Source organism: Cryobacterium sp. M96 (assembly GCF_002929845.1).
Taxonomy (GTDB): Bacteria; Actinomycetota; Actinomycetes; order Actinomycetales; family Microbacteriaceae; genus Cryobacterium; species Cryobacterium sandaracinum.
On sequence record NZ_PJJS01000047.1, the window covers coordinates 47,776 to 70,823 of the forward strand.

28 protein-coding genes, 2 tRNA genes and 1 pseudogene are annotated in these 23,048 nt (G+C 64.9%); 22 read left to right on the plus strand and 9 right to left on the minus strand.

Going from position 1 to position 23,048, the window contains the following annotated elements:
• Position 1 precedes the first annotated feature (1 nt).
• From CXY79_RS08605 to CXY79_RS08620, 4 genes are all read left to right on the plus strand, one after another.
• Positions 2–910: a sugar ABC transporter permease gene (locus CXY79_RS08605; protein ID WP_104100721.1), complete on the plus strand. Its 909-nt coding sequence runs from the start codon at positions 2–4 to the stop codon at positions 908–910.
• Between the two features lie 7 nt (positions 911–917).
• Positions 918–2,789, plus strand: coding sequence for a glycoside hydrolase family 13 protein (locus CXY79_RS08610; RefSeq protein WP_104100722.1), 1,872 nt, complete (start codon positions 918–920; stop codon positions 2,787–2,789).
• Positions 2,790–2,843: 54 nt separating this feature from the next.
• Positions 2,844–2,915: transfer RNA gene (locus tag CXY79_RS08615), tRNA-Thr, on the plus strand.
• A 33-nt stretch (positions 2,916–2,948) separates the two neighbouring features.
• Positions 2,949–3,022 (plus strand) — tRNA-Met (locus CXY79_RS08620).
• Between the two features lie 807 nt (positions 3,023–3,829).
• Here CXY79_RS08620 and CXY79_RS08630 read toward each other — a convergent pair.
• Entirely contained in the window at positions 3,830–4,066 is a 237-nt protein-coding gene (locus CXY79_RS08630) for a hypothetical protein (protein ID WP_104100724.1), read from the minus strand.
• A gap of 547 nt (positions 4,067–4,613) precedes the next feature.
• Here CXY79_RS08630 and CXY79_RS08635 point away from each other — a divergent pair.
• The 4 genes from CXY79_RS08635 to CXY79_RS16920 all read left to right on the plus strand — a co-directional run bounded on the left by CXY79_RS08635 (position 4,614) and on the right by CXY79_RS16920 (position 7,026).
• On the plus strand, positions 4,614–5,567 hold the full coding sequence (locus tag CXY79_RS08635) for a MurR/RpiR family transcriptional regulator (RefSeq protein WP_104100725.1): 954 nt from the start codon (positions 4,614–4,616) through the stop codon (positions 5,565–5,567).
• Complete coding sequence (murQ, locus tag CXY79_RS08640) at positions 5,564–6,499, plus strand: N-acetylmuramic acid 6-phosphate etherase (protein WP_198411428.1); 936 nt, start codon at positions 5,564–5,566, stop codon at positions 6,497–6,499. The genes CXY79_RS08635 and murQ overlap by 4 nt, the downstream gene beginning before the upstream one ends.
• Before the next feature lie 120 nt (positions 6,500–6,619).
• Entirely contained in the window at positions 6,620–6,751 is a 132-nt protein-coding gene (locus tag CXY79_RS16215; protein ID WP_134401013.1) for a PTS glucose transporter subunit IIA, read from the plus strand.
• Positions 6,748–7,026, plus strand: a complete 279-nt coding sequence (locus CXY79_RS16920; protein WP_199186747.1) for a PTS glucose transporter subunit IIA — start codon at positions 6,748–6,750, stop codon at positions 7,024–7,026. Before CXY79_RS16215 ends, CXY79_RS16920 begins: the two co-directional genes overlap by 4 nt.
• A 450-nt stretch (positions 7,027–7,476) precedes the next feature.
• On the opposite strand, the gene CXY79_RS08650 is transcribed toward CXY79_RS16920, so the two are convergent.
• From CXY79_RS08650 to CXY79_RS16930, 5 genes and pseudogenes are all read right to left on the minus strand, one after another.
• The gene (locus tag CXY79_RS08650; protein WP_158250255.1) at positions 7,477–7,695 is read right to left on the minus strand and encodes a hypothetical protein; all 219 of its coding nucleotides are present in this window, start codon (positions 7,693–7,695) and stop codon (positions 7,477–7,479) included.
• A gap of 195 nt (positions 7,696–7,890) precedes the next feature.
• Positions 7,891–8,220, minus strand: a complete 330-nt coding sequence (locus tag CXY79_RS08655; RefSeq protein ID WP_104100727.1) for a hypothetical protein — start codon at positions 8,218–8,220, stop codon at positions 7,891–7,893.
• Positions 8,217–8,741, minus strand: a complete 525-nt coding sequence (locus CXY79_RS08660; protein ID WP_233191373.1) for a hypothetical protein — start codon at positions 8,739–8,741, stop codon at positions 8,217–8,219. Before CXY79_RS08660 ends, CXY79_RS08655 begins: the two co-directional genes overlap by 4 nt.
• Before the next feature lie 112 nt (positions 8,742–8,853).
• Positions 8,854–8,988 carry a sigma factor-like helix-turn-helix DNA-binding protein gene (locus CXY79_RS16925; protein WP_369827963.1) on the minus strand — a complete coding sequence of 45 codons (135 nt, stop codon included), beginning with the start codon at positions 8,986–8,988 and terminating at the stop codon, positions 8,854–8,856.
• A gap of 56 nt (positions 8,989–9,044) precedes the next feature.
• Positions 9,045–9,275: pseudogene (locus tag CXY79_RS16930) on the minus strand (RNA polymerase sigma factor); the annotation flags it as partial.
• Positions 9,276–9,539: 264 nt separating this feature from the next.
• On the opposite strand from CXY79_RS16930, the gene CXY79_RS08670 reads away from it, so the two are divergent.
• The 7 genes from CXY79_RS08670 to CXY79_RS08700 all read left to right on the plus strand — a co-directional run bounded on the left by CXY79_RS08670 (position 9,540) and on the right by CXY79_RS08700 (position 14,895).
• Positions 9,540–9,977, plus strand: a complete 438-nt coding sequence (locus tag CXY79_RS08670; protein WP_104100729.1) for an Asp23/Gls24 family envelope stress response protein — start codon at positions 9,540–9,542, stop codon at positions 9,975–9,977.
• Between the two features lie 23 nt (positions 9,978–10,000).
• Positions 10,001–10,168 (plus strand): DUF2273 domain-containing protein, encoded by a 168-nt coding sequence (locus CXY79_RS08675; RefSeq protein WP_347232577.1) that lies wholly within the window; start codon positions 10,001–10,003, stop codon positions 10,166–10,168.
• Between the two features lie 98 nt (positions 10,169–10,266).
• Positions 10,267–10,566, plus strand: a complete 300-nt coding sequence (locus tag CXY79_RS08680; protein ID WP_233191374.1) for a hypothetical protein — start codon at positions 10,267–10,269, stop codon at positions 10,564–10,566.
• Positions 10,563–11,144, plus strand: a complete 582-nt coding sequence (locus tag CXY79_RS08685) for a DUF6286 domain-containing protein (RefSeq protein ID WP_104100731.1) — start codon at positions 10,563–10,565, stop codon at positions 11,142–11,144. The genes CXY79_RS08680 and CXY79_RS08685 overlap by 4 nt, the downstream gene beginning before the upstream one ends.
• Entirely contained in the window at positions 11,141–11,761 is a 621-nt protein-coding gene (locus CXY79_RS08690; protein ID WP_104100732.1) for a hypothetical protein, read from the plus strand. Before CXY79_RS08685 ends, CXY79_RS08690 begins: the two co-directional genes overlap by 4 nt.
• Positions 11,762–11,852: 91 nt before the next feature.
• The gene (locus CXY79_RS08695) at positions 11,853–12,734 is read left to right on the plus strand and encodes an SDR family oxidoreductase (protein WP_233191375.1); all 882 of its coding nucleotides are present in this window, start codon (positions 11,853–11,855) and stop codon (positions 12,732–12,734) included.
• Between the two features lie 628 nt (positions 12,735–13,362).
• A complete protein-coding gene (locus CXY79_RS08700; protein ID WP_104100734.1) occupies positions 13,363–14,895 on the plus strand; it encodes a PTS transporter subunit EIIC in 1,533 nt (510 codons plus the stop codon).
• 536 nt (positions 14,896–15,431) lie between these two features.
• Here the strand turns inward: CXY79_RS08700 and CXY79_RS08710 are convergent.
• A complete protein-coding gene (locus CXY79_RS08710) occupies positions 15,432–15,887 on the minus strand; it encodes a hypothetical protein (protein WP_104100736.1) in 456 nt (151 codons plus the stop codon).
• Between the two features lie 95 nt (positions 15,888–15,982).
• On the opposite strand from CXY79_RS08710, the gene CXY79_RS08715 reads away from it, so the two are divergent.
• The 4 genes from CXY79_RS08715 to CXY79_RS15965 all read left to right on the plus strand — a co-directional run bounded on the left by CXY79_RS08715 (position 15,983) and on the right by CXY79_RS15965 (position 17,900).
• Complete coding sequence (locus tag CXY79_RS08715) at positions 15,983–16,558, plus strand: TetR family transcriptional regulator (protein ID WP_104100737.1); 576 nt, start codon at positions 15,983–15,985, stop codon at positions 16,556–16,558.
• Positions 16,559–16,889: 331 nt separating this feature from the next.
• Entirely contained in the window at positions 16,890–17,042 is a 153-nt protein-coding gene (locus tag CXY79_RS15960) for a hypothetical protein (RefSeq protein ID WP_158250256.1), read from the plus strand.
• Positions 17,039–17,269 (plus strand): hypothetical protein, encoded by a 231-nt coding sequence (locus CXY79_RS08720; RefSeq protein ID WP_134415406.1) that lies wholly within the window; start codon positions 17,039–17,041, stop codon positions 17,267–17,269. Before CXY79_RS15960 ends, CXY79_RS08720 begins: the two co-directional genes overlap by 4 nt.
• 436 nt (positions 17,270–17,705) lie before the next feature.
• Complete coding sequence (locus tag CXY79_RS15965; protein WP_158250257.1) at positions 17,706–17,900, plus strand: hypothetical protein; 195 nt, start codon at positions 17,706–17,708, stop codon at positions 17,898–17,900.
• A 151-nt stretch (positions 17,901–18,051) separates the two neighbouring features.
• Here CXY79_RS15965 and CXY79_RS08730 read toward each other — a convergent pair whose 3' ends face one another.
• Positions 18,052–19,770, minus strand: a complete 1,719-nt coding sequence (locus CXY79_RS08730) for an AarF/ABC1/UbiB kinase family protein (protein ID WP_104100740.1) — start codon at positions 19,768–19,770, stop codon at positions 18,052–18,054.
• Positions 19,771–19,953: 183 nt separating this feature from the next.
• On the opposite strand from CXY79_RS08730, the gene CXY79_RS08735 reads away from it, so the two are divergent.
• Together CXY79_RS08735 and CXY79_RS08740 are read left to right on the plus strand one after the other, a co-directional pair.
• Positions 19,954–20,721, plus strand: coding sequence for an NAD(P)H-hydrate epimerase (locus tag CXY79_RS08735; RefSeq protein ID WP_233191376.1), 768 nt, complete (start codon positions 19,954–19,956; stop codon positions 20,719–20,721).
• Positions 20,722–20,762: 41 nt separating this feature from the next.
• Positions 20,763–20,942, plus strand: coding sequence for a hypothetical protein (locus CXY79_RS08740; protein ID WP_104100741.1), 180 nt, complete (start codon positions 20,763–20,765; stop codon positions 20,940–20,942).
• 108 nt (positions 20,943–21,050) lie between these two features.
• Here the strand turns inward: CXY79_RS08740 and CXY79_RS08745 are convergent, their stop codons facing one another.
• The gene (locus tag CXY79_RS08745; protein ID WP_104100742.1) at positions 21,051–21,962 is read right to left on the minus strand and encodes a LysR family transcriptional regulator; all 912 of its coding nucleotides are present in this window, start codon (positions 21,960–21,962) and stop codon (positions 21,051–21,053) included.
• Between the two features lie 72 nt (positions 21,963–22,034).
• On the opposite strand from CXY79_RS08745, the gene CXY79_RS08750 reads away from it, so the two are divergent.
• Complete coding sequence (locus CXY79_RS08750; RefSeq protein WP_104100743.1) at positions 22,035–23,003, plus strand: DMT family transporter; 969 nt, start codon at positions 22,035–22,037, stop codon at positions 23,001–23,003.
• Positions 23,004–23,048: the final 45 nt, after the last annotated feature.

The following is a 23,048-nucleotide window of genomic DNA, read 5'->3' on the forward strand; positions in this document are numbered from 1 at the left end:
CATGCAGGTCAACAATCGGGAGACTAGCGACCGCATCGTCGTGAGAAATTCGTCATTCCAGTTCAAGCGCTGGTTCAAAGCAACGGGATGGCGCCACCTGATCGGCGTGTTCATGGCCGTGTTCTCGGCGTTCCCCCTTGTCTACGTGCTCTCGGCAGCGTTGCAACCCGGTGGCACCCTGATCACCGCAAATGGGCTATTCAGCGAGGTGAGCCTCGGCAGCTTTGTGACGCTCTTCAACCTGCCCCAACAGCCATACGCCGCCTGGTACGGCAATACCCTGATCATCGGAGTGATCACCTCGATCGGCACGGTTTTTTTGGGGGCCCTTGCGGCATATTCCTTCTCCCGGATGCGTTTTTTCGGTCGCCGGGGGGGACTGCTCACGCTCGTACTGTTGCAGATGTTTCCCCAACTGTTGGCTGTCGTCGCGATATTCCTTCTGCTCAACGGCATCTCTGATATCTTCCCGGCGATCGGACTGGACTCGCAGGTCGGCCTGATCATGGTCTACCTCGGCGGGGCTCTTGGGGTGAACACCTACCTGATGTACGGATTTTTCAACACGATTCCCGCTTCGATCGACGAGGCCGCCAAGTTGGACGGTGCTGGTCACGCTCGCATCTTCTTCACGATCATCCTGCGACTGGTCGCACCCATTTTGGCGGTCGTCGGTCTCCTCTCTTTCATCGGCACGACGAACGAGTTCGTCATCGCGAGCATCGTGCTGATCAGCCCCGAGAATCAGACCCTCGCGGTGGGCCTCTACCAGTTCGTGTCTCAGAAATTCTCCACCAACTACTCGGTCTTCGCGGCCGGCGCCGTGCTCGCGGCCCTGCCCGTGATGGCCCTGTTCCTCTGGCTGCAGAAGTACATCGTCGGTGGCCTGACCGCCGGATCGGTGAAGTAGGGCGCGCATGCTCCCGCACCACGACGGGTCGGCCCTGTACGTCTCGGACCAGGCGCCGCGGCCGGGCGACACGGTCGGCGTGCGGGTGCGGGTGCGGGTGCCGGAGGCATGGGGCGCCGTCGCATCCGTGCACGTGCGTTCGACGCCCGACCGGGAACCGCGCTTCCACGACGCCCGCCTACTCGGCGCGGCGGAGGGCTGGCGGTGGTGGGAGGCCGAGGTCGAGATCCTGAACCCGGTCAACGGCTACCGGTTCCTGATCAACCGGGCCGACGGCGGGCACTGGTGGCTGAACGCCGCCGGGGTGCATTCCTTCGAGACCGTCGACGCGGAGGACTTCAAGCTGCTCAGCCATCCGGCACCGCCGGACTGGGTCGCGTCGACCGTGATGTACCAGATCTTCCCGGATCGTTTCGGGCGTTCCACGGCCGCCGCGCTGCGCGAGAAGCCGACCTGGGCCGTGCCCGCGGCGTGGGGTGACCCGGTAGCGGCGGAGCAACCGGCCCGTTCGCACCAGTTCTACGGTGGGGACCTCGACGGCATCGTCCTGCACCTGGACCACCTCGAACGGCTCGGCGTCACCCTGCTCTACCTGACACCCGTGTTCCCGGCCGGCTCGAGCCACCGCTACGACGCGCGGAGCTTCGACGTGGTCGACCCGGCACTGGGCGGCGACGCTGCCCTCGTGCGGCTGGTCGAGGCTGCCCACGAGCGGGGCTTCAAGGTGATCGGCGACCTCACCTCGAACCACTCCGGCAACCGGCACGAGTGGTTCCGGGCGGCGCACCGTGCCCCGGATGCCGTCGAGAGCGCCTTCTACTACTGGCTCGACGACCGGCACGAGGACTACGCGTCCTGGCTCGGCGTACCCAGCCTGCCGAAGTTCAACTGGACCTCGATCGAGCTGCGCCGCCGGTTCATCGAGGGCCCGCAGTCGGTGGTGGCGAAGTGGCTGCGGGCCCCCTACCACCTCGACGGCTGGCGCATCGATGTGGCGAACATGACCGGCCGCCTGCAGGGGGAGGACCTGAACGCCCTGGTGCGGCAGACCATCCGCCGCACCATGATCGCGGAGAACCCCGACACCATCCTGCTCGGCGAATCGACCAATGATGCCTCGGACGACTTCCAGGGCGACGGCTGGCACGGCGCGATGACCTATACGACCTTCACCCGACCGGTGTGGAGCTGGCTCTCGAAGCCGCACAGCCCCTCGACATTCTTCGGGCTGCCCTACGGCACCATCCCGCTGACCGACGGGCGGGCGTTCGTGGACGCCCACCTCCGGTTCACGGCCGGCTACCCCTGGCGCACTCGCCTGGCTACAATGAACGCCCTCGACACGCACGACACTCCAAGGTTCCGCACCCATGCGATCGACGGGGGAGTGGCCGTCGCCTTCGGGCTGAGCGCGACCCTGCCGGGCATCCCGGTGGTCTTCGCCGGCGACGAATTCGGCCTGGCCGGCGACGACGGCGAGGGCTCGCGCACGCCCATGCCGTGGGATACGGCGGGTGACTCCGAGGTGGCGGCCACAATCGACCTGTACGCGGCGCTGATCCGCTTGCGCACCGCCCACCCGGCCCTGAACGGCGGCGGGATGCGCTGGGTGCACGTGGGTGCGGATGTGCTCGTCTACGTGCGCGAGTGTGCGGAGGAGTCGGTGCTGTTGGTCGCGGCCCGCGCCGCGTGCGCGGTGACACTGCCGCTCGGGTCCGTGGCGGGGGAGCCGACCCGGCTCCTGGGCGACGCCGCCGTCAGCGTGGCGGGCAGGCGCATCCGTCTGGAAACGGACGGGCCGAGCTTCACCGCGTGGGCGCTGCCGGGGGTTTCGGTGCCCGATTCCACCCCACGGTCATCGAGCCGGCCGACTTGGTGATAATATTTACCGGTTGCCGAAATTTGGCTTGGTTTTCGTTCACACGGATGCTTCGCCCCCTTAGCTCATTGGTAGAGCACTTCCTTGGTAAGGAAGAGGTAGTGGGTCCGATTCCCACAGGGGGCTCTGGCTTGGAAGCTCTTGCAGCCGACAGGTCGTGGCGGGGTAGCTCAGTTGGTTAGAGCACACGGCTCATAATCGTGGTGTCGCGGGTTCAATTCCCGCTCCCGCTACACATAAAGGCCCTTTGACCAGGAATTCTGTCGGTCACTGGGCCTTTCTTTTTGATCCGATGCCACCCAGCTCTGCTCTAGACTGAGTTTCGGGCAATGCTTCGTTGCGCGTCCAATCGGTCCCGCTTCTCGCAACATTTCGGTGAGGGACGGCCAGGAACTTGCCGAGCGACCACTGAAACGCATGTGAGCGGGATTTCCTTACGGATGGGCCAAATGCGACTCCTGCCAGAGTAGGCCGCGCAGTCCGGTTCCGAGGGGGAGGTGCCGTCGGAGTTTCCCCTAGGACGCTCCCGCCGGGGTGCCGGCACCCCAACCATATTGACCCCTGAAATCTACATCGCCAGGGGCCGGTGAGAGGGCGGTCGAGAGCAGGGTGTATGGGAGCGCCGACGGGTGCCTCTTCGTAGATTTCGACCTGACCGGCGAATTCCAGCTCGACCTGAGCGACGCCCTCGCACAGCGTGATTTCACCCATCGTGAACGAAGTCGTTCCGTGCGGGATGGGCTCCACGCCGCCGATGTCCCAGAGCACGATTTGGAATCGCCCGGTATCCGGGTAGTCGCGCCCAAGATTCAGGAAGGCATCGTCGTTCGAGTTGCCGCTACCGGCTAGCGGTCCGCACACATGCATGAGTCATGCCGGCATAGTTGCCAGCCTCGTTCCTCGCGAAACCGCTCCCGGGCTGGTTCTCCACGGTGGAGGCGTCGACCAGTGACCCGGCAGTGCCGTCCGAGCAAAGGCCGTCCTCGCTCAGAAGAGCGATGGCCTCTCGTCCGATGTACTGCGTCCAAGAGTCGCAGGTCTCAGGGCACGAAGCTGGCGCCCTTCGCGAACCGGGCGACCGCGCGGTCGGCGGTGGCGCGGTAGGCGACGAGGTCGTGGAAGCTCGGCTCGAGCATGGTGAAGTCGCCGCTTTCTTCGCGGCGGAAGTGCGGCTGTCGGATTCGCACGTAGAAGCGGGTGTCGCCGCTCTCGGTGACGGATTGCTGTGGCTCCGAGGCGATGAAACCTGACAGGGAGTGTTGGGTGAGAAGTGCCATGGGACTTGACCTCCTGTGATCGGGCGGATCCTCGTGATTTGCGCTCACTACGAGGTGCGCCGCACACACCTGTTGCGCGATTGGACCCTGCAAGGCGTTCCTGCGCCGTATCCGCATAAATCGTTTGACAAAGCAAAGAGAAATCAAGTCACTCCGCTTGGCTGACCGGGTGATCCGCGGGCTTGTCGTGAGTCGGCGCGCGCATCAGCGGTCCGCTGTCTGCTCGGTTCGCGGGTAGCCCCTGAGCACTGGGGCGTGCGTTCCACCTTCACCGCCTTGCGACGAAAAACTGGAGGGGCTGCGCGGAGCATGATCGCGACGCGGCGGCTCGAGCGCTGCGATGAGCGCATTCTTGGCGCGTGCTTCTCTCATCGCGCGCTGGGACTGGCTTTCAGAGGCTGCTGAGGCGGTACGCGGATCTGCTTTGCCGCCAATCCGTCATGGGAGAAACCATAGAAACTCTTGACATTATCGGTTCAAAAAAGTGTAACTTTGTTACAGGCTCGGGATGGCCCCGAGACTGCAACCCGAGGGGAGGAGGGCGCCCATGACACCCAAGAAGGACTACAGGCATGCTCCTGATCGTGGCGTCTCGACCGATGCTAGGCGTGAGCTCATCGGACCAACCACTCCGGCTCCGTCAGATGTGGTCGCGAGGCTCCGGGCGATGTTGCCTGGCCTGACCCCGGCGGAGGGCCGGATCGGGCGGGTCCTGCTGTCTGACACCACGGCGGCGTCGGCTCTGACAGTCAACGAGCTCGCCGAATGCGCGTCGACGAGCACCGCGAGCGTGGTCCGCACCGCTCGGCGTCTCGGTTTTGACGGATACCCGCAGCTCCGGCTCGCGCTGGCTGCGCAGGGTGGTGCGAACCACGACGGTGGTGTCCCGGTGGGCGCCGACATCGCCGACGGCGACCGGATCGGCGTGGTGTTGACCAAGCTGGCCGCGTTCGAGTCTGAACAGCTCCGCGCCACCGCCGAACTCGTCGATCCCGTCGCCCTGGAGAAAGTGATCAATTTGATCCGGGCTGCTCGCCGGATCGACGTGTATGGCATCGGCGCGTCTGGCCTGGTCGCGGAGGATCTAACTGCGAAATTGAACCGGGTCGGACTGGTCGCCCGGGCGTACACCGAACACGACGCGGCGATGGTCAGCGCTTCGCTGCTCGGCCGCGCCGACCTGGCCATCGGCGTTTCCCACTCGGGAGAGAACCCCGGCACCGTCGCGCCACTGCAATCGGCCCGGTCGACCGGCGCCGGCACGGTGGCCATCACTGGCGCCGCCCGCTCCCGATTGGCGGCCCACGGCGAACACGTCTTGGTCACCGCGGGTCGAGAGTTTGGCTTCCGTTCCGCAGCGATGGCCAGCCGCACTGGGCAGCTCCTGCTCGTCGACGCCATCTTTGTCGGCGTCGCACAAACGCTACCCGGTGCCCGAGCCGCGCTGGAACGCACCTACGCCGCCGTCACCTCTCATCCGGGACGAAACAAACAACCATGAATAGCTTCAACAACACCAGGAACAGGGACAACACCATGGCACTCGCCACATTGGGCACCGAGACCGCAAATGACCACACCACTGACTTGGACACGATGTCCGTCGCGGACCTGCTCACCGTGATGAACCAAGAGGACCGCACAGTCCCGGTTGCGGTGGCGGCGGCACTACCGGCGATCGAGAACGCAGTAAATGCGATTGTGGGCGCCCGCCGCCGCGGCGGACGGCTGATCTACCTAGGTGCCGGCACCAGCGGCCGACTCGGGGTGCTGGACGCCGTCGAATGCCCACCGACGTTCGGTACCGACCCCGGGGAAGTCCTCGGGCTTATCGCCGGCGGGGAGCGTGCGTTCCTCCAGGCCGTCGAAGGTGCCGAAGATGATCCCGACCTCGCGGTGAACGACCTGCGGGCAGTCGGACTCACCGTCGCTGACGTGGTCGTCGGCATCGCCGCCAGCGGCCGAACCCCCTATGTCATCGGCGGTCTGGACCATGCCCGAAGCGTTGGGGCGGCCACCGTCTCCGTCGCCTGCAATCTCGGCGCGGAGATCAGCAGACACGCCGATGTCGCCATCGAGGTCGACACCGGACCCGAGGTCCTGACCGGCTCTACCCGGCTGAAGGCAGGCTCGGCGCAAAAGCTGGTGTGCAACATGCTCTCCACCGCCAGCATGATCCGCACCGGAAAAGTCTTCCACAACCTGATGGTCGACGTCCAACCCACGAACGCCAAATTGGTCGACCGGGCCCGCCGCATCGTCAGCGACGCCACCGGGGCGGATCCGGATACCGCCGCCGCTGCAATCGATCAGGCCGGCGGACATGCCAAGACCGCCGTGGTCATGCTGCTCACCGACAGTGATTTCCCCACGGCCACCGCTCGCCTCGAACAGGCTCTCGGCGACGTCCGCACCGCCATCACGTCACCCTGAGCGAACCGTAACCCACTGCCGCGGGTCGCATCGTGTGTCACGGGCGTGCATCGCTGACGACCATAACAACTCTCGATTCGTCTGCAGTTCCCCGCACGTCACACTCCAGGAGACACCGCCATGCCCGAAAACATCCTCAGCCCCCTGCGCGGCACCGTGGTTTCGCTCGGCGATGTTCCCGACCCCGTGTTCGCCCAGGAAATCGTCGGCGGGGGAGTGGCATTCAACCCTCCCCGGAAATCGGCCCCGTGACGGCTCGTGCGCCGGTAAGTGGCACCCTCGTCCGGGTCCAGCCGCACGCCTTCGTCATCCAGTCCACGTCGGGGACCGGGATCCTGGTCCACCTTGGCATCGACACGGTTCACATGAATGGCGAGGGCTTCGAGGTGTTGGCCACCGAAGGGTCCACCGTTCGCGGGCGGTGTGGCGTTGGACCTGCTTCTGCTTATAGCGCTGTGGCCGCAGTGGGGCAGGGATCCACCAGTGCGATGGATGGAGCGAGGATAGGCCATCTTTCCAATAGCTGAGGATGTGCTCGGCAACCCGGGTGACCAGTTCAGAATTAAGCGCCGCCAATTCCAAACCGGACACCCATCGAGTAATACTCACGCGGGGCCGGTCTGCTAGCGCACGATGTTCGTGCGGCGGGTGCTGCCGGTCCGGCGGAATTCATGCTGTTCTGCATCTTGTTCTTCGCCTGCTCGGCCTGTTCTTTCACGCTGGGAGCGTTCTTGGCCTGTTCTTTCATCTTCGGGGCTTCTTCCTCGGCTTGACGAGGTAGGACTCCCAGCGGGCCTGTATGGGCTTGATCAGGCCGCCGAGGGCGCCCTGGATGAGGGTCTTCATGCCCGCGGCAACGGCCGCGGCGATGACGATGATCTTCGGCAGAAAGCGATGATCCCGGCGAGCAGATCACTAACCGGGTTGGGTCCGAATACTCCGAATGCAAACTGTAAAGCGAACAACACCAGCATGTACTACAGAATCTTTGAGATGATGTCCGACGCGTCCATGGACGAGCTGGTCAAGGCCTTTTTCACACCGCCGCGCTCCATAACGCGGTCAAAGTCCACCTTTCCGGGCAGCTTCGCCAGTGTCTTGGAGATCAGCTTCGCCACGATCAAGCCGACGATCACAATGACCAGGAACAACAGAAGCTTCGGGACAAAAGTCGAGAGCAGCCAGCCCAACTGCAAGGGCGCTGGTGAATTCGTTTTGCATGTCAACCTCCAGAGTTGGGTCGCGCCGATTGGTCGGCAGGGTCACTTCGTGTGTCGCGCCTGTCCTAAGTGAAGGGGCGCGTTACGATGCGAACCGAGCGCAAGAGTGCCACACCTCAAAGACGCAGCTACCGGCCGTTTCGTCACGCTCGGCGGAAAATGGCCGTACTTCTAGCCGATGCTGGCAACCGTCACAGAGATGGTGTTGATGGGGGCAAGCGCCAAAATGGCGGGATTCGCGGCGATCGTGTCATGCACACGTCGGCACACTCCGGTGGATGACGCTGCGTCGGCGACGCCGATTCTCGCGGTCACGCTCAGGCTGGCCTTTCCCGTCGTCACGGCAACTAGTTTCGGTGCCTTTTCCCGCTGCGTAAGGGCATCGACAACAGACCCGACAATCGTGACGACGATCGGCGTGGTCGGGTACAAGGCTGTCACCCCCGCGACAGACCTTACGATAACTTCGAGATTCCCTGCGAGCTCGGCGGCATCCGTCATGGTGTTGCTTCTTCTTCGCCGTGCTCTGGCTTAGTGAGGTAGATGTCGCGAATGATCACGTCGATGCCCGCGATGGCGAGCTCGGTGTGGGTGCGTAGCGCGCCGACGAGCGTGTCTCGCAACTTGTCGGCAAAGGGGGGAATGTTCTCACCCTTGCAGGCCCTGGCATCGACCGTGACCGTGATCGGAGCTCCCAGCACAGTGAGCTCCCCGTCGAGCCGGCATCGACCCACGATGAGGTTGTCGACGGTATCGCCTGCCGCGCGAACGAGTCCGCGGACAGCTCCCTCGGTGACGAAGAGTTGCGCGTTCGGCGACGGGTGCGAGATGGGGATGTCGCGCCCGGACCGGACGTCGAGCACGATCCTGTCCGGGATGGCGGTGACCCAGTTGTCGTCTCGGGCCGGTTGCTCTTCTGCCTCATCCCGGAGCAGCGTGCTCATTGCGCCGCGCAGGCGCTCAAGGGAGGCCATCGCCATCTGGCACGCAGCCGATGTGTCGATCGACGGGTCGGTGGGCATCTTGCCTCGGTCGAGGTAGTCGCTGAGTTCGTCAATGGTGTGGCCATCAAGGAGGTCAGGTTCGTCATTTGACTCGTACCAGGCCGGGGGTGAGGCGGGCGTTTCCTAGTCGTCACCGCCAGGCCTCCATCTCGCGAATCAAAGTTTCGCGGGCGCTAGCAAGCAGCCCGCGAACGGTAGAAAGGGGTAAGTCGAGTTCCTCAGCGATCTCCGAATAACGGTAGTCCCCAAACTCTCTAGGTCCCAGCGTTGTCGTTGATCCTCCGGAAGGGCGGACAAGACTTGGGAGAGTGCCTCGTTACACGAACGCGCCTCCACTATCTGCGTCGGTGAATGGTCCTCCGATGCGGGCACGCCGACGTCGTCGAGGTTGGAGTTCTGCCGCCGCGCGCGGATTCGATCAATGCTCTTGTGGCTGGCGATGCGCATCAGCCAACTTCTTACCAGCGCAGAATCTTTCAAGGTCGATAGCTTCGCCCATGCCGTGATGAACGTGTCCTGTACGACATCGCCTTCATCGTGGCTGCAGCCCAGGTTGCGGGTCGCGTGCGCGCGTACCTACGGGCCGTGCCGTCGCACAATCACTTCGAATGCTCGAACGTCTCCGTCAACAGCGCGGTCCACCAAGGTGCGGTCGTCGGCGTGGGCCAGCAGTGCCCTGCTCTTGCTATCTGAAATGTTTGCCCCTCGATTCGCTGGGAACTGTAGCACCGGGTGTGACGAACGCGTCGTGGCATGCGTCTACATATTAAGCATTGCAATACGTCCCGTTCAGGGGACACGAACAAGGAGCCTCCCATGGCAGATCTCACCAGACCTACTCTTTCCACCGCACCGAACTCCGCCTCGGCGACCCCCGGCCGCGGCAAGACCGTGATCAACGACGCTGTGGTGGCAAAGATCGCCGGCATTGCAGCCCGTGAGGTCAGTGGTGTGCACGCTCTTGGCGGCGGAGCCGCCCGGGCGCTCGGTGCCATCCGCGATGCCCTGAACACCTCGGACGTGAGCCAGGGCATCAACGTGGAGGTCGGAGAAACTCAGGTCGCGGCCGACGTCACCATTGTCGCGGAGTACCCCATGGCCCTGCAGGATGTGGCCGAGCGGGTGCGGTCTGCCGTGATCCGTGTGATCGAAGATCTGGTTGGAATGGAGGTCACCGAGGTGAACGTGAACATCAACGACGTGTACCTGCCGACCGACGACAAGGACGAGAAGTCCGAGGCTCGGGTTCAGTGAGCACCTTGGCGAAAACGGGGGCTGTGTTCGGAGCCGTGCTTGCTCTGACGTGGCTGGTCCTTGGCTTTTGGCCATGCGTGTTCGTGGCCGCGGCCATGGCGGTCGGCGCGATCGTCGGGCGGATTATGGACGGAAAGCTGAGCGTTGCGAACCTGGTTGACGCATTCCGGGGCAAGCGGTCGTCGTCATGACAACCCTCAGTTCCGAAACAGCGGCCCGTCATACGCTATCGCCGACGGTGCTCAAAAACGGCCGGACCACCGTCTCGACTCGTGCTTTGAATCGGTTAGTGTGTGCGGTCGCGGCGGACGCTCTGGGCGTTGACCCCTCGGCGGTCGGTGCCGAGATCACCGATGATCAGGGCAACCTCGCCCTCACAGTCAGCGCCCCCATCCGGGTCGTTGCGCTCACCCGTGTGCACCGGGATCCCTCCGTCGTGACTCGCATCGGGGGCACGATTCTGGAGCGGGCCGAGCGCGCCAGGCAGCACATTCATTACCGGGTGGGCGAGTTGACCGGTTCTACCCTGTCCCGGGTGACCGTGCGGCTCACCGGTGCCGACATTCGACCAGAGGGCCGCGTGCGATGACTAAGTATCGTTCCACCTACCAACGGATCAGCCGTCGCGAGCTTTACTCGCCGCGTTCGGTTGCAGCGATCACTCTCGCGATCCTGGCCATCGCCGCCTGCCTCTGGCTCATGATCGAGATCGTGTTGAACCTGCTCGGCCGGCCGGGGCTCCTCGCGACCCCCGCGGGTATGGCGGGCGCGGTCGCAGGCGTTTCCTCTGCACCGCCCGTGTTCGTGGGCGGGCTCGGCCTCACCGGCGCCCTCATCGGGCTGCTTCTCCTTGTCGTGGCTGTCACTCCTGGCCGGCGATCTCGCCATCTGCTCGAGACCGAACGGGCCGCGACCATCGTCGACAACGAGGTGATCGCATCCGCGTTGGCTCGTGAAGCGGCCCGCGTCGCTGGGTTGGCCCCAGACAACGCGCGGGTCACCGTGACCCCCCGTAGCGCCACCGTGCACCTCACTCCTACCTCTGGAACGGCGATCGATCAGCAGGCGGTGCTAACGGCCGTGCGCGAACAGATTGAGGCTTTTGGATTGCTGCGTTCCCTGCACGCGAAGGTCGTTGTTGTCTCCACGGGGAGGGTGGGCGGATGAACTCCACCAATCGCATCCTCAACCGCATCTTTGTTTTCCTGGTCGGACTCCTCGTCTTGACCGGTGGCGCGACCCTGGCCCTGGTGGCACTTGTTCCGCTCGTCCGCGACAGCTGGACGAACGCAACTCGTGTTGGCATCGATAGGGCAACCCGGTGGCTTCAGGCCACCCCCTTTCCCGAATCCTTGATCCCGGTCAGCGGCAGCTGGTTATGGCTCATCGTCCTCGCCGCTGGAGTGCTGCTCATCGCGGTGCTGGTCACCTTCTGCCTGCGTCAAGGCCAAGGGCACACCGGCCGGATCGTCTCACTAAACGGAAAAACCAGCAGTGGCGCGGTTGTCATCGAGTCGAGAGTGGCCGAGCACGCCATCCAAGATGCTCTCACAAACCGACCGGAACTTGTTGCCTCCCACGTCTCCACCTACCGCGTCAAGAACCAGTCAGCACTGAAGGTGGCCATCACCTGCCGCCGAGGAATCTCACCTCGGGAAGCCAGCCGGATTGTCAACGAGGTGCTCTTTTCCTTCGATAATCTCCTCGGCCTACAGCTCCCCGCCCTCGTGCAGATTAGCGGCGGCTTCCGCGCGCGAACGACCAATGCCGCCCGCATCCGCTGATGACTCACCGGCTCACAGAAGTCATCTGACGGCGGTCAGCCGTGCTCCCTCAACCGGCAACATCCACCGATTTTCGATAGGGAGTCACGCCTTGACGAACCAAAACGACAACCCAAGGACGAAATACATCACCGGCGGCAACCCCAAGCAGGAACAGAGTCAACCCGGCCTGACCGAGGCGACTAAGCCCCACCCGGATCGTGGCGAAGACACCTACCATGGCGCCGGAAAACTTGTCGGGAGGCGGGCACTCATCACAGGCGGCGACTCAGGCATCGGCCGGGCCGTGGCCATCGCCTACGCCAAAGATGGTGCCGATATTGCGATCTCCTACCTGCCTGACGAACAGACGGATGCCGAATTCACGGCAGAGCAGATCCGGGCCGCCGGCCGCACCGTCCTGCTCATCCCGGGCGACATCCGCGAGGAAACCCACTGCGTCAACCTCGTAAAGGATACCGTGGCAACCCTCGGCGGCTTGGATATCCTGGTGCTCAACGCCGCCTACCAAAAAAACCGGAACGGTCCAGAAAACCTGTCAACGGCAGAATTCGACCGGGTCTTCAAAACCAATCTTTATGCGACTCTGTGGATCGCGCGCACCGCCATCCCGCACCTCTGGCCGGGAGCATCGATCATCTCCACGTCATCAATCCCGGCATCGAGCCCCGCACAGGTGTTGATCGACTATGCCATGACCAAAGCCGCACTCGTAGCGTTCACACGGGCGCTCGCCCAAGAATTAGGCCCAGCCGGGGTTCGGGTCAACGCAGTCGCGCCCGGGCCAGTCTGGACGCCGCTTATCCCCGTAACTTCATGGCCAGACAAGCTGTCCACTCTCGGTCGGGAAACCCCACTGGGCCAGGCAGGACAAACAGCCGAACTCGCCGCCGCCTACGTTTTCCTAGCCTCACCCGAAGCGTCCTACATTTCAGGTTCCGTAGTGCCCATAACGCGCAGCCGCAGTTTCTAAGAGTCGAGCGAAAACTCGGACCCTGTGGCGCACGCGCTACACGCAAGTCTACGAAAGAGCCCAGCCGTATTCCTGCTTCTAACGAGGATCGCGGCAATTGTGCGGATAGCCAAGTCAGCGAGATTGATTCAGCGGACACGGGATTACGCTTTTTTTTTTGAGGCTCCTGACTCTTCCGTGGGTCGGCTCCGGCCGGCTATTGTCGCTCCGAACACTTCGGCCACCGCCGTCCTCGCGATAGTTACGGTCGCACAGGCGTTACCCGCCACATACGGCGCACCCGTGTGGTTCCGACAGGGTCGTGGCCTGCCTGACTCCGTTACTGAGGGACTACAACTTACGGTTTCAAAATAACTACATCAACTGCAAAATGGTCCACTCGTTTAAGTGCATCAGAGCCACACCTGATCTCCCCGGTGACCAGTGCGCAGCAGCGCAGCAGAGATTTCAGCCTGGGGATTGTCGAAACCTGCCGTCAACAACGCAGACGAGTGGTGAAAATAATTACCTCTTGACTCCTAAGTCTGTGAAAGCTATTTTCATATTACGACATAATTTTGTAGCCCGGGTTCTCCATCCCGCTAGGAGCCCCGTGCAACCCCGCACTTTGCTCGAAAGGACATCAGTCATGGCCGACTCACGAGTCATCGCAGACCAGTTGCTCATTGGTCTGGGCGGCGCCGAGAACATCATCGACGTCGAGAAATGTATGACCCGATTGCGTGTCGGCGTCCGTGACCAGGATCGAGTCGATGTCGCCGCACTGCGTGCGATCGCCGGGGTGCTCGCCGCGCTGCCCGGCGATAACTGCCAGATCGTGCTAGGCCCGGGTCTGGTCGACCGGGTGGCCATCGACGTGGAGTCGGCCCTCAGCGCCGCCCGCGCGGAAGGGTCGGCTGCCTCCTCGGCCGCTCAGCTGGCCGACAAAGGTGCGGCCATCCGGCAACAGAACAAGCAGCGCAACAACACCCCGGTCAAGAACGCTCTGAGGCGCATCTCCAACATCTTCGTCCCACTGATCCCCGCGCTGATCGCCTGCGGACTCATCGCCGGCATCAACGGAATCCTGACCAACCTGGCCACAAGCGGCCAGGTTCCGTGGTTGGCCACCCTGTCTCCGATCTTCAGCGTCATGTCCAGCGGGTTCTTCGCCCTACTCGCCGTGTTCGTTGCGATGAACGCTGCCAAAGAGTTTGGCGGCACACCCATCATCGGCGGCGTTATCGGGGGAATCATTGTGGCTCCTGGAGTCGCAAACATCGTCGTCTGGGGTCAGCAACTGGCCCCCGGCCAGGGAGGGGTTCTCGGCGCCATGGCCGCCGCCATCCTGGGCGCCTACGTCGAGCGGTGGGCCCGCAGATGGGCGCCCGACGTGCTCGCCTTGTTCATCGTGCCCACGTCGACCGTGCTGATCGCCGGCCTCGCCGCCCTGTTCCTCCTGATGCCGGCCGCCGGCTGGGTGTCTATCCAGATCGGTATCGGCGCCACCTGGCTGCTGAGCACTGCGGGTGTCTTCGCTGGCTTCGTCCTCGGCGGGCTGTTCCTGCCGTTGGTGATGACCGGGTTGCACCAAACACTCACCCCTATCCACACCACCCTGATCGAACAGGTCGGTTACACCACCCTGCTGCCGGTCCTGGCCATGGGCGGCGCCGGCCAAATCGGTGCCGCCATCGCCGTGTTCTTCAGGCTCCGCCGCAACACCAGCATCGGACGTACCATCAAGAGTGCACTGCCCGCAGGATTCCTCGGCGTTGGCGAGCCACTCATCTACGGCGTCACCCTGCCGCTGGGCCGCCCCTTCATCACCGCTTGCATCGGCGGCGCATTCGGCGGCGCAGTAATCGGCCTATTCGATCAGCTCGGCTACACCGTCGGCGCGATCGCCATCGGCGCCAGTGACGTCTCGCTGTTCCCACTGCTCCAGGGCAGCCAGGGCTGGGGCGCCGCCGCACTCGGCTACGCTTGCGGCCTGATCGTCGCCTACACCGTGGGATTCTTCGCCACCTGGTTCTTCGGGTTCACCCGCGACCAGCTGGTACGCCTGAACACCGACGACACTATCGACGCAGGATTGGTGCCCGCCGACGACGTCCCAGAGGGGACGGACGACCCCGCCGATCAGATCCCCACCCTGGCCGGCTCCCACCACCGCTCCTGAAATCTCAGCTCTCGCCTACTTCGAACACCGCCCCCGACGTACTCTCAGGGGCAGGCGTTGTGTTGCCGCCCACCGCTATCTCCCAGGGTGGTACGAGAACCGAGTGAGATTGCGGGTGTCGCAGGCGCGAAAGCGAATTCCGCGGCCGAGCGATTCATAGGCGGTCTGACTTGTCGCGACCAGGCTCACCAGGTATCCGCACTCGGCGATGTGCCGCGAGTCGGGTGCACAGTTAGCTCTCGCTCCCATCACCTCGAGCACCTGCCGGCGGATCTGCCCTGCGGAATAGGCCACGGCGCCGTGTGCGTCGGGGACCGCACAGCCCGTGATGATCAACAGCCTCACAGCACCAGTCTGGGCGGGCGCTATAAACAGCCCAAGGCCCCCACCAGACCTAGCACCACCCAAACACGCCACTGGTGGACCCGGCGGCGTAGCTTTGGCCGTGGTTAGTGGACACAGGGTTATCCGGCTTGAACGAAGACCTCATTCTGGTGAGGAGACTTACCCCAGGCGCGTGGACGAAGTGGGGATGCTCATTCCGTTATCCGATCAGTGGTGGGAAGCCAGGCGATCATTGTGGTGATCGCGCCGACCGCGGCCACGGCGATGCTCACTATGCGCCACGGCAGCGGCAGGATGGGGGAGCCGTGTTCGGAGACAACCGCCGCAAAAATTAGCAGCGCACTACCCACGCAGAAGGTGGCCGCGCACCACCACCGAGACCACCATGCTTTGCGCCATGCGCCAACGGACGCGATCGCCCACCCGACCACCCCGACCGCGAAGATGCTGTACAAGAAAATCCAGGGAACAATCGGGTCAGGGATCTTGCCAAACGGTTCGTAGAGCTCCTGGACGTGGGCGGCAATACTGTCACTACTCACTTGGTCGACAGCCATCAAGATGAGGGCCACTACCGTCCCAGCCAATCCCATACCAACACAGATCGACAACGCGACCTGCCGCGATGCCGTGCGTTCCGTCTTCATAACACCCCATTCGACAGTGACTATCAGTTGATTGTGACTATATAAAATTATGGCACTGCAAGTCAAATGCAAGTCACTAGTATTATCATGGGGAGATGGCATTAGGATTGCGGGATCGCAAGCGACGCGCGGCGATGCGTCACATTCAACAGATAGCGTTGGACTTGTTCGACGAGCGTGGCTTCCAGCACGTAATAGTCGAGAACATTGCAGAAGCTGCCGAGGTTTCTCCTTCTACGGTCTACCGATACTTCGGCACCAAGGAAGGGATCGTCCTTGCCGATGACTTCGACACCCTGAGCGAGGCCGAACTTGCTGCTGTCATCGACGTCACTGACCTACTCGGCACGGTGCGCGCCATCGTGGCTCGGTTTGAGCCAGCACCTGATCAGCACATCCCGGAGGGGAGCCTTGCGCGTCGACGCATCCGTTACTTCTTCGACGAACCATCCGTCCGCAGGTCTTCCTACGAGATGCTGGCCAACGCAGTCGATCGGATCGCTCCAATCCTCGCCGCATCCGGTGGACTCACCACCTCGGAAGCACACATCAAGTCGTCTGCCTTAGTCTTCGGCTACTTCTCCGCACTTGAACAATGGCACCGCAACCCGGCAGGCCGCTCAATCTCGAGTGCACTCGATGACGCACTCGGAGTCCTAAGCCGCCTATAACGACGCGAGACGCGGTGCCCGCGAACGCGGGTCCCTACGGTTGTGCTGGCGTAGCCGCCATCATTTAGAGCGATACCACTTTACAATCTCTGTGCCGCGAAGCAGCTCCACCGGGAAATGGCTCCGACGGCTGCGCCGCTATTTCGTCGCGTTCCGAAAGGGCATGAGCTTGGTTGTGCAAGGTGCTGTCTCCGTGCCGGGGCCGGGGACAGGGAAGCTCAGCGTGGAAGCGGGGCCACTGTCACGCCGGAGCTTGGACTGAGACTATTCCTAGGTGACCTCATCCCAACGGGGGCTTGAATACCCAGCGGGGTGGGGGAAAAGTGAGCTCATGAGGCGAATCTCCTCCAGCGGGGCATCTTTCCTCACCGCTGATGCCCTCTCCGGCGCACTTTTCCACCTCGTCACCGCCCTCGGCATTAGTCAGACAACCGAATCACTCAACCTGCCCACGGTCAATATCACCGGGAAACGATCTTCGTGAAACTAATCGCGGGGCCCATGAGCGAGCTGATCAGCGCCCCCGAGAACTCCCTGTGGGACGAACCGGACATCAGCGAAGTTCTCGCATTCTTCCAAGGCCGCATTCCTGAAGACCTGACCAAGACTGTCTCCGCGGATGGAATCACCTACGCGACCTCGCCCAGGTGCTGCCACCGGTTCTCCGGGCTCAGCAGGCCCGCGCCCACCAGATCGAGCGCGGAACGGTGATCGGCCCGGTTCGTGCTGGCTCGCGGATACCGCGGCCACAACCGCTCACCCGGCGTGCTCGCCCCAAACAACGGCCGGCTCGATACATGCGGGCGCCGCGGCCGAGATCTGGGCGTTGACATCATGGTGGTCAGTGCGGCTTGCCACCACGCCCACACCTCCCGCTCGATCCGATACCGCTCCGCCCGAGCCAACAGGGTTCCCAGCACGTTGAGCTGCAGGGCCGCCTGGTTCCGAAGATATCGGGTGCATCAACATGCGACGAACCTTCCGCGCATCACGGGGACCCTGTCGAAGTACACGAATCTGTTGGAAGAGCCTCCTAATCATGCCAGTGGCCGCTCTCGCGGCGGTTTGACCACCAAGATTCATCAGCTTTGCGACGGAAAAATGCGCCCGCTTGTGGTTCTTCTGCGCACCGGGCAGGGATTCGCCAATGCTCACGGAGATTATGGCTTCGCTCAGCGTCGACCGGATCGGCCCGGGACGGGCCCGCACTCGACCCGACCGGGTGCTGGCAGACAAGGCCTACTCGGCCAAAGCGCACCGGGCCATGCTGCGAAAACGCAATATCCAGGTCGTCATTTCGGAACGCTACGACCAGATTCGTAGCGTGGGGTCGATTGATTGAATCGGAACGATTGTGATGATTGTGTCGCGGGTTCAATTTCCGCTCTCGCTACCAGAACGTATGACGAAGGCCCTGCTTCAGGCGGGGCCTTCGTCGTTTCCCGACGCGCGTAGCAGTCGCACGTGGCAGTCGCTCGATTCAGCCGCACGGGTCACGCGCGGCTGCGGGTCACGAGCGAATCCACGAACGCCGAAACCAGCAGCACCACGGAGCCGGCACCCAGGCTGAACCCGGCCGTCACCGTGCTGATGACCCCCGGGTCCGCCGGTGCGGGTGTCGTGAGGTAGACCAGGGACATCACCCCGGCGGCCCCGCCGACCAGGGCCAGCAGGCTCTGCCGCACCAGCCCGGTGAGCAGCCGCCGGTCGCTCTGATCCGCGAGCAGCCGCACATTGACGTTGAGGTTGCCCATCTCGAGGGCCTGCCCGATCTGGTCGAAACGCCGGGGGAGCCGGCGCACGCTAGGCAGCAGGGCCAGAAGCTCGGTGGTCAGGAGTTCGCGCACGTTGGCCGGCGCCATCTGGTCGCGGATCTGTACGCTCGCCAGCCTGCGGGACTCCTCGAGCAGGTCGAACTCCGGCATGCTGGAGCGCAGGGTGCCCTCGAGCACCGCGAACGCCCGCGCCGCCGCTACGAACTCGGCGGGGATTCCCACGCCGTACCGGGTGAGGATAGCCACCAGGACATCCACGGTCAGCACGCTGACCCGCGCGCCGGGCCCCAACTCGAACGTGATGAACGCGCTCAGCTCGCGGCGGAACGCCTTCTCGTCCGCACCGTCCCGCAGCGGGGCGACTTTGAGGAGCCCGTCGGCGATGAGCTGGGTGTCGGACTGGAGGAAAGCGATCAGCAGCTCCTGGATCGTCTCCCGCAGCTGCAGGTCGAGCCGGCCCACCGATCCGAAGTCGACTAGCGCGGGGGTGCCGTCGGCCAGCAGCATGATGTTGCCGGGGTGCAGGTCGGCGTGGAAGACGCCGTCGAAGACGATCTGGCGCACGAAGGCGCTGAGCACGGTGCGCATGGCGGCGCCGAGCTCGGCCCGAGGCGCGTCGGACGTCTCGTTCAGGTCGCTGAACGTGTCGCCGACCAGGTACTCCATCACCAGCACGCGATCGCTGGACAGAGACTCGAACAGCTCGGGGAAACGCAGGTCGCCGGCCCGCGGGCCGCGCAGCTGGAGGGCGCGCATGGCCGAGAGGTTCAGCGCCTCCAGCCGGAAGTCCAGTTGGCGCACGAGGTCGGCCGCATAGTCCTCGGCGACCGCCTTGATGCCCAGAGTTCTGGCCTGCGGAGACGTCAGGCTCATCAGGTTCGTCACCCGCACGGCGATGGCGACGTCGCGCCGCAGCTCCGGCACGATCCCGGGCCGCTGCACCTTGACGGCCACCACAGTGCCGTTCATCAGGGTCGCCCGGTGCACCTGGCCGATGGAGGCCGCGGCGATGGGGTCGGGATCGAAGCTGGCGAAGACGCCGGCGAGGGGTCCGCCGAACTCCTCCTCCAGCATCCGTTCGACCTCGCCCCAGGGGGCAGGCTTCACGCTCTGCTGAAGCGTCGCGAGGGCCCGGGCGAATTCCGGGGGCAGGAAGTCGGATCGGGTGGAGAGCAGCTGGCCCATCTTGACGAAGGCTCCACCGGCCTCCTCCAGCGCGGCCCGCAGACCCTCGGCCTGCACGGCGCGAACGGCTGCCCCGCTCGGGTTGGTCGTGAAGTCGAGCCGCCGCACCGGCAGCAGTCCATTCTTCCGGGCGATACGCACGAGTTCGGCGAAGCGGCGGCCGCGCTGCAGGAAGGGCCGCGGGGGAGCCGGGCGGCTCCGCTCGGTGGCCAGAGTCAGTTTCGGAAGGGTGATGCCGCGTGCGCCGGCCACTGTTTCAGCTCTCTTGTCGCGCGCCGGCCGGAGTGGCGGGCGATCAGGACTTCAGCATGCCCGGTCAGGATGGGAGACGGGTGCGAACCGGGTGGCACGAGGGGGCACGGACAGATCTCGGCAGGGCTCGGCCGGTCGCCCTCGGTGCCGTGAGCCGCACCGCCGCGGGAGTACTCTGGCGACGTGAAAACCTACACCGCCGCCCAGATGCGCGAGGCCGAGACTCCCTTCCTGGCCGAGGGCGTGCCTCTGATGGAGCGGGCATCGGCCGCGCTCGCCGCGGAGACGGCGGCCCTGCTCGAGGAGCTGCTCACGGAAAGCGGGGGAGTGCCGGACGCGCGGGTGCTGGTGCTGGCCGGTGCGGGGAACAACGGCGGCGACGCCCTGCACGCGGCCGCGCTGCTGGCCGCGCAGGGTGCCTTGGTGACCATCGTGCCCACGTCGGCACAGCTCCACGACGGCGGCCTCAGCGCTGCCCTGGCGGCCGGGGCGGCGCTGCTGCCCCTGGCTGAAACGGATGCCGCTCTCGCCCGAGTGGCGCGGGTATCCGCCGTGATCCTCGACGGCATCCTCGGCACCGGCACGAGCACCAGCCCGGCGCTCCGCGGGCGGGCTCGTGAGGTGGTGGCGGCCATCCTTCCCGCGCTGCACGACCCCGGTGCGCCCCTCGTGGTGGCGGTGGACTCGCCCAGCGGGATCGGCGTCGACGACGGCGCCGTGCCGGACCCCACCGTGCTGCCCGCGCACCTGACGGTGACGTTCGGAGGCTGCAAACCAGGTCTGCTGCGGGAACCCGCGGCGAGCCTGGCCGGACGAATCGTCGTGGCCGACATCGGCATCGGCGACGAGCTCGAACGGATCGCGGCCCGGGATCGCGGGGAAGTTCTCTCTCTGCTGTTTCCACGGTCGGCGCCGTTGCGTATCCGCACCCGGAGCATCAATGGACGGTAGTCATTTCCTCCCGCCCAAAGGCACTGAGGGGGGCCGATACCGTGATCACAGTTCCGCCCGCAGGGTTCGTCGCCGTCTTCGGTATGCTCCAGACCCCTGCCGGGCTGTGGCTGTTCCTGCTGGTCCCCATCTGGTTGGTGTGGGAGATCCCCGCGATGGTCAGGCATCAGCAGTTCACGTTCGATGTGCAGCGAGACAGGGCGCAGCTCGTCGACTGGTGAGGCGACGCATCCGTCGCCCGTCCCCGCTCTCGCGGGGTGGGGTGTCCGCTGGAAGACCTCGGCGACATTGACCATGCCGGTGAGTCGGACATCCTCTCAACGCAGCGGTCATTCCGTGCGGGAGCCGGCCACCGCTCGCAGCTCGCCCAGCACCCGGCGCACCGACGCCCGCAGCAGCGTCTCGGGGCGGCTGAGAACGTCGATCTGGCGGCCGACCCGCAGGTCGTCGATCGGCAGCAGCACCAGGCCGGACCCTGGCGCCGGGGCCATCGTGTACCGGGCCAGCAGTGCGATCGCGGACCCCGAAGCGACCACGGAGGCCGCCACGAAGAACTCGTTGATGCGGTGCTCAATCCGTAGGGGGTGCCCGGCGCTCGCCGCGACGACATTCACCGCCTCCGCGAGCGGGAAGCCCGGGTGCCCGGCGATCCAGGGCTCGTCGGCGATGTCGGCGACCGACACCGACGACCGACCGGCCAGAGGATGTCCGACATGCAGCGCCACATCCAGCGGTTCGTAGAGCAGCGGGGTGACCGTGACCCGTTGCGGCCAGAGGGGATCGTGCGGCAGCCGGTGGGCGATGACGAGGTCATAGTCGGCGACCAGTGCCGGGAAATCCTGCCGTGCGACATCCTCGTCGCCGCACCGGATTGGCGTCCCGGTGGGTCCGGCCGGACTGGCCAGTCGCGAGATCAGAGGCCCGAACCAGGCCAGCCCAGCGCTGTGGAACGCCGACAGGCTCACCGGCGCGGCCGGCTCTTCGTGGAAATGTGCCACCGACTGCTCGGCGGCGGCCATCGCGGTGGACACGCTGGCGGCGGCGGTAGCGAGAGCCGTGCCGGCGGGTGTCAGCACAAGCCTGCGCCCGCGTCGTTCGGTCAGCGCCACGCCCGTGCTGCGCTGCAGCGCGGACAGCTGCTGCGACACCGCCGACGACGAGACGAACAGCGCGCGGGCCACCGCGGCGACGCTGCCGCGCTCGCCGAGTTCCCGCAGGATGAAGAGCTGATGCAGATCCATAAGCAAACACTAAAGTGTTAGTTCAGAATTGGTGATCTGGACTTAACGGATGCCGCCCGGCAGCATTGGCCCATGACCTTCCTCCCGCGGCTCGGACGTTACCGCATCGACGCCGTCCTGCTGCTTGTCGCGCTGGTCTGGGGTGGCAGCTACCTCGCCGCCAAGGTGCTGACCGAGCAGGCGAGTGTGGGCGCCGTGCTCGCGCTGCGCTTTCTGGTGGCTGCGCTGGCGCTGCTGCTGATCTGGGCGTTGAGCCGGCCTCGGCGGCCGACCCGCGCCGAGCTGGCCGGGGGCGCGCTGCTCGGGCTCACCCAGGCGGCGATTCTCTGGTTGGAGACGGCCGGCGTGGCCGTGACCTCGGCCACCAACGCGGGCCTGATCATCAGCTTGACGATCATCCTCACCCCGATCCTCGAGTCGGTCGCGGCGCGCAACTGGCTACCGCGTTCGTTCTTCGTGGCTGCGGTGCTCGCGGTCGTCGGGGTAGCGCTGCTCGTTTCCGGCAATGGTTTTCGCGCCCCGAACCCTGGCGACCTGCTCATGCTCGCCGCAGCGCTCGTGCGCGCCCTGCACGTCACCATGGTCGGCCGGGTGACCCGCGCCGACGACGCCGGCCGCCGGCCCGGGACGCTCACGATCACGCTGGTGCAGGCCGCCGTGGGTGCCCTGGCGTTCACCGCAGCGGATGCGCCGGGAACACTTCGGGCGATCGGCGCCTTCGGTCCGGCCGCCTGGCTCGGGGTGCTCTACCTCGGTCTGGCCTGCAGCGTGTTCGCGTTCCTGGCCCAGACCTGGGCGATCCGGCACACCTCGGCCGCGCGGGCCAGCCTGCTGATGGGCACCGAACCGGTCTGGGCGGTGGTCGTGGGGGTGAGCCTCGGCAGTGAGAACCTCGGCCTGGTGGCGGTGCTCGGGGCAGGCCTGATCATCGCGGGCACCTCGTGGGGACAGCGGGTGGAGCAGGGGCACCGACTACGGGCGGCGGCCGACGTGCTCGCGGTGCCGGCCCGGTCACATCCGTCGCCCGCGGCCATCGGCTGAAGCCGGGTTCGGCTGCAGCTCAGCGAGCGCGCGCTCGCCTGCATT

Coding starts and splice junctions, on each gene's coding strand:
- CXY79_RS15965 (WP_158250257.1), top strand. CDS start 17,706: ATGCTCACGGAGATTATGGCTTCGCTCAGCGTCGACCGGATCGGCCCG.
- CXY79_RS08745 (WP_104100742.1), bottom strand. CDS start 21,962: ATGGATCTGCATCAGCTCTTCATCCTGCGGGAACTCGGCGAGCGCGGC.
- CXY79_RS08715 (WP_104100737.1), top strand. CDS start 15,983: ATGGCATTAGGATTGCGGGATCGCAAGCGACGCGCGGCGATGCGTCAC.
- CXY79_RS08685 (WP_104100731.1), top strand. CDS start 10,563: ATGACTAAGTATCGTTCCACCTACCAACGGATCAGCCGTCGCGAGCTT.
- CXY79_RS08700 (WP_104100734.1), top strand. CDS start 13,363: ATGGCCGACTCACGAGTCATCGCAGACCAGTTGCTCATTGGTCTGGGC.
- CXY79_RS08750 (WP_104100743.1), top strand. CDS start 22,035: ATGACCTTCCTCCCGCGGCTCGGACGTTACCGCATCGACGCCGTCCTG.
- CXY79_RS08670 (WP_104100729.1), top strand. CDS start 9,540: ATGGCAGATCTCACCAGACCTACTCTTTCCACCGCACCGAACTCCGCC.
- CXY79_RS08660 (WP_233191373.1), bottom strand. CDS start 8,741: ATGCCCACCGACCCGTCGATCGACACATCGGCTGCGTGCCAGATGGCG.
- CXY79_RS15960 (WP_158250256.1), top strand. CDS start 16,890: ATGAGGCGAATCTCCTCCAGCGGGGCATCTTTCCTCACCGCTGATGCC.
- CXY79_RS08605 (WP_104100721.1), top strand. CDS start 2: ATGCAGGTCAACAATCGGGAGACTAGCGACCGCATCGTCGTGAGAAAT.
- CXY79_RS08690 (WP_104100732.1), top strand. CDS start 11,141: ATGAACTCCACCAATCGCATCCTCAACCGCATCTTTGTTTTCCTGGTC.
- CXY79_RS08710 (WP_104100736.1), bottom strand. CDS start 15,887: ATGAAGACGGAACGCACGGCATCGCGGCAGGTCGCGTTGTCGATCTGT.
- CXY79_RS16215 (WP_134401013.1), top strand. CDS start 6,620: ATGCCCGAAAACATCCTCAGCCCCCTGCGCGGCACCGTGGTTTCGCTC.
- murQ (WP_198411428.1), top strand. CDS start 5,564: ATGAATAGCTTCAACAACACCAGGAACAGGGACAACACCATGGCACTC.
- CXY79_RS08655 (WP_104100727.1), bottom strand. CDS start 8,220: ATGACGGATGCCGCCGAGCTCGCAGGGAATCTCGAAGTTATCGTAAGG.
- CXY79_RS08630 (WP_104100724.1), bottom strand. CDS start 4,066: ATGGCACTTCTCACCCAACACTCCCTGTCAGGTTTCATCGCCTCGGAG.
- CXY79_RS08610 (WP_104100722.1), top strand. CDS start 918: ATGCTCCCGCACCACGACGGGTCGGCCCTGTACGTCTCGGACCAGGCG.
- CXY79_RS08635 (WP_104100725.1), top strand. CDS start 4,614: ATGACACCCAAGAAGGACTACAGGCATGCTCCTGATCGTGGCGTCTCG.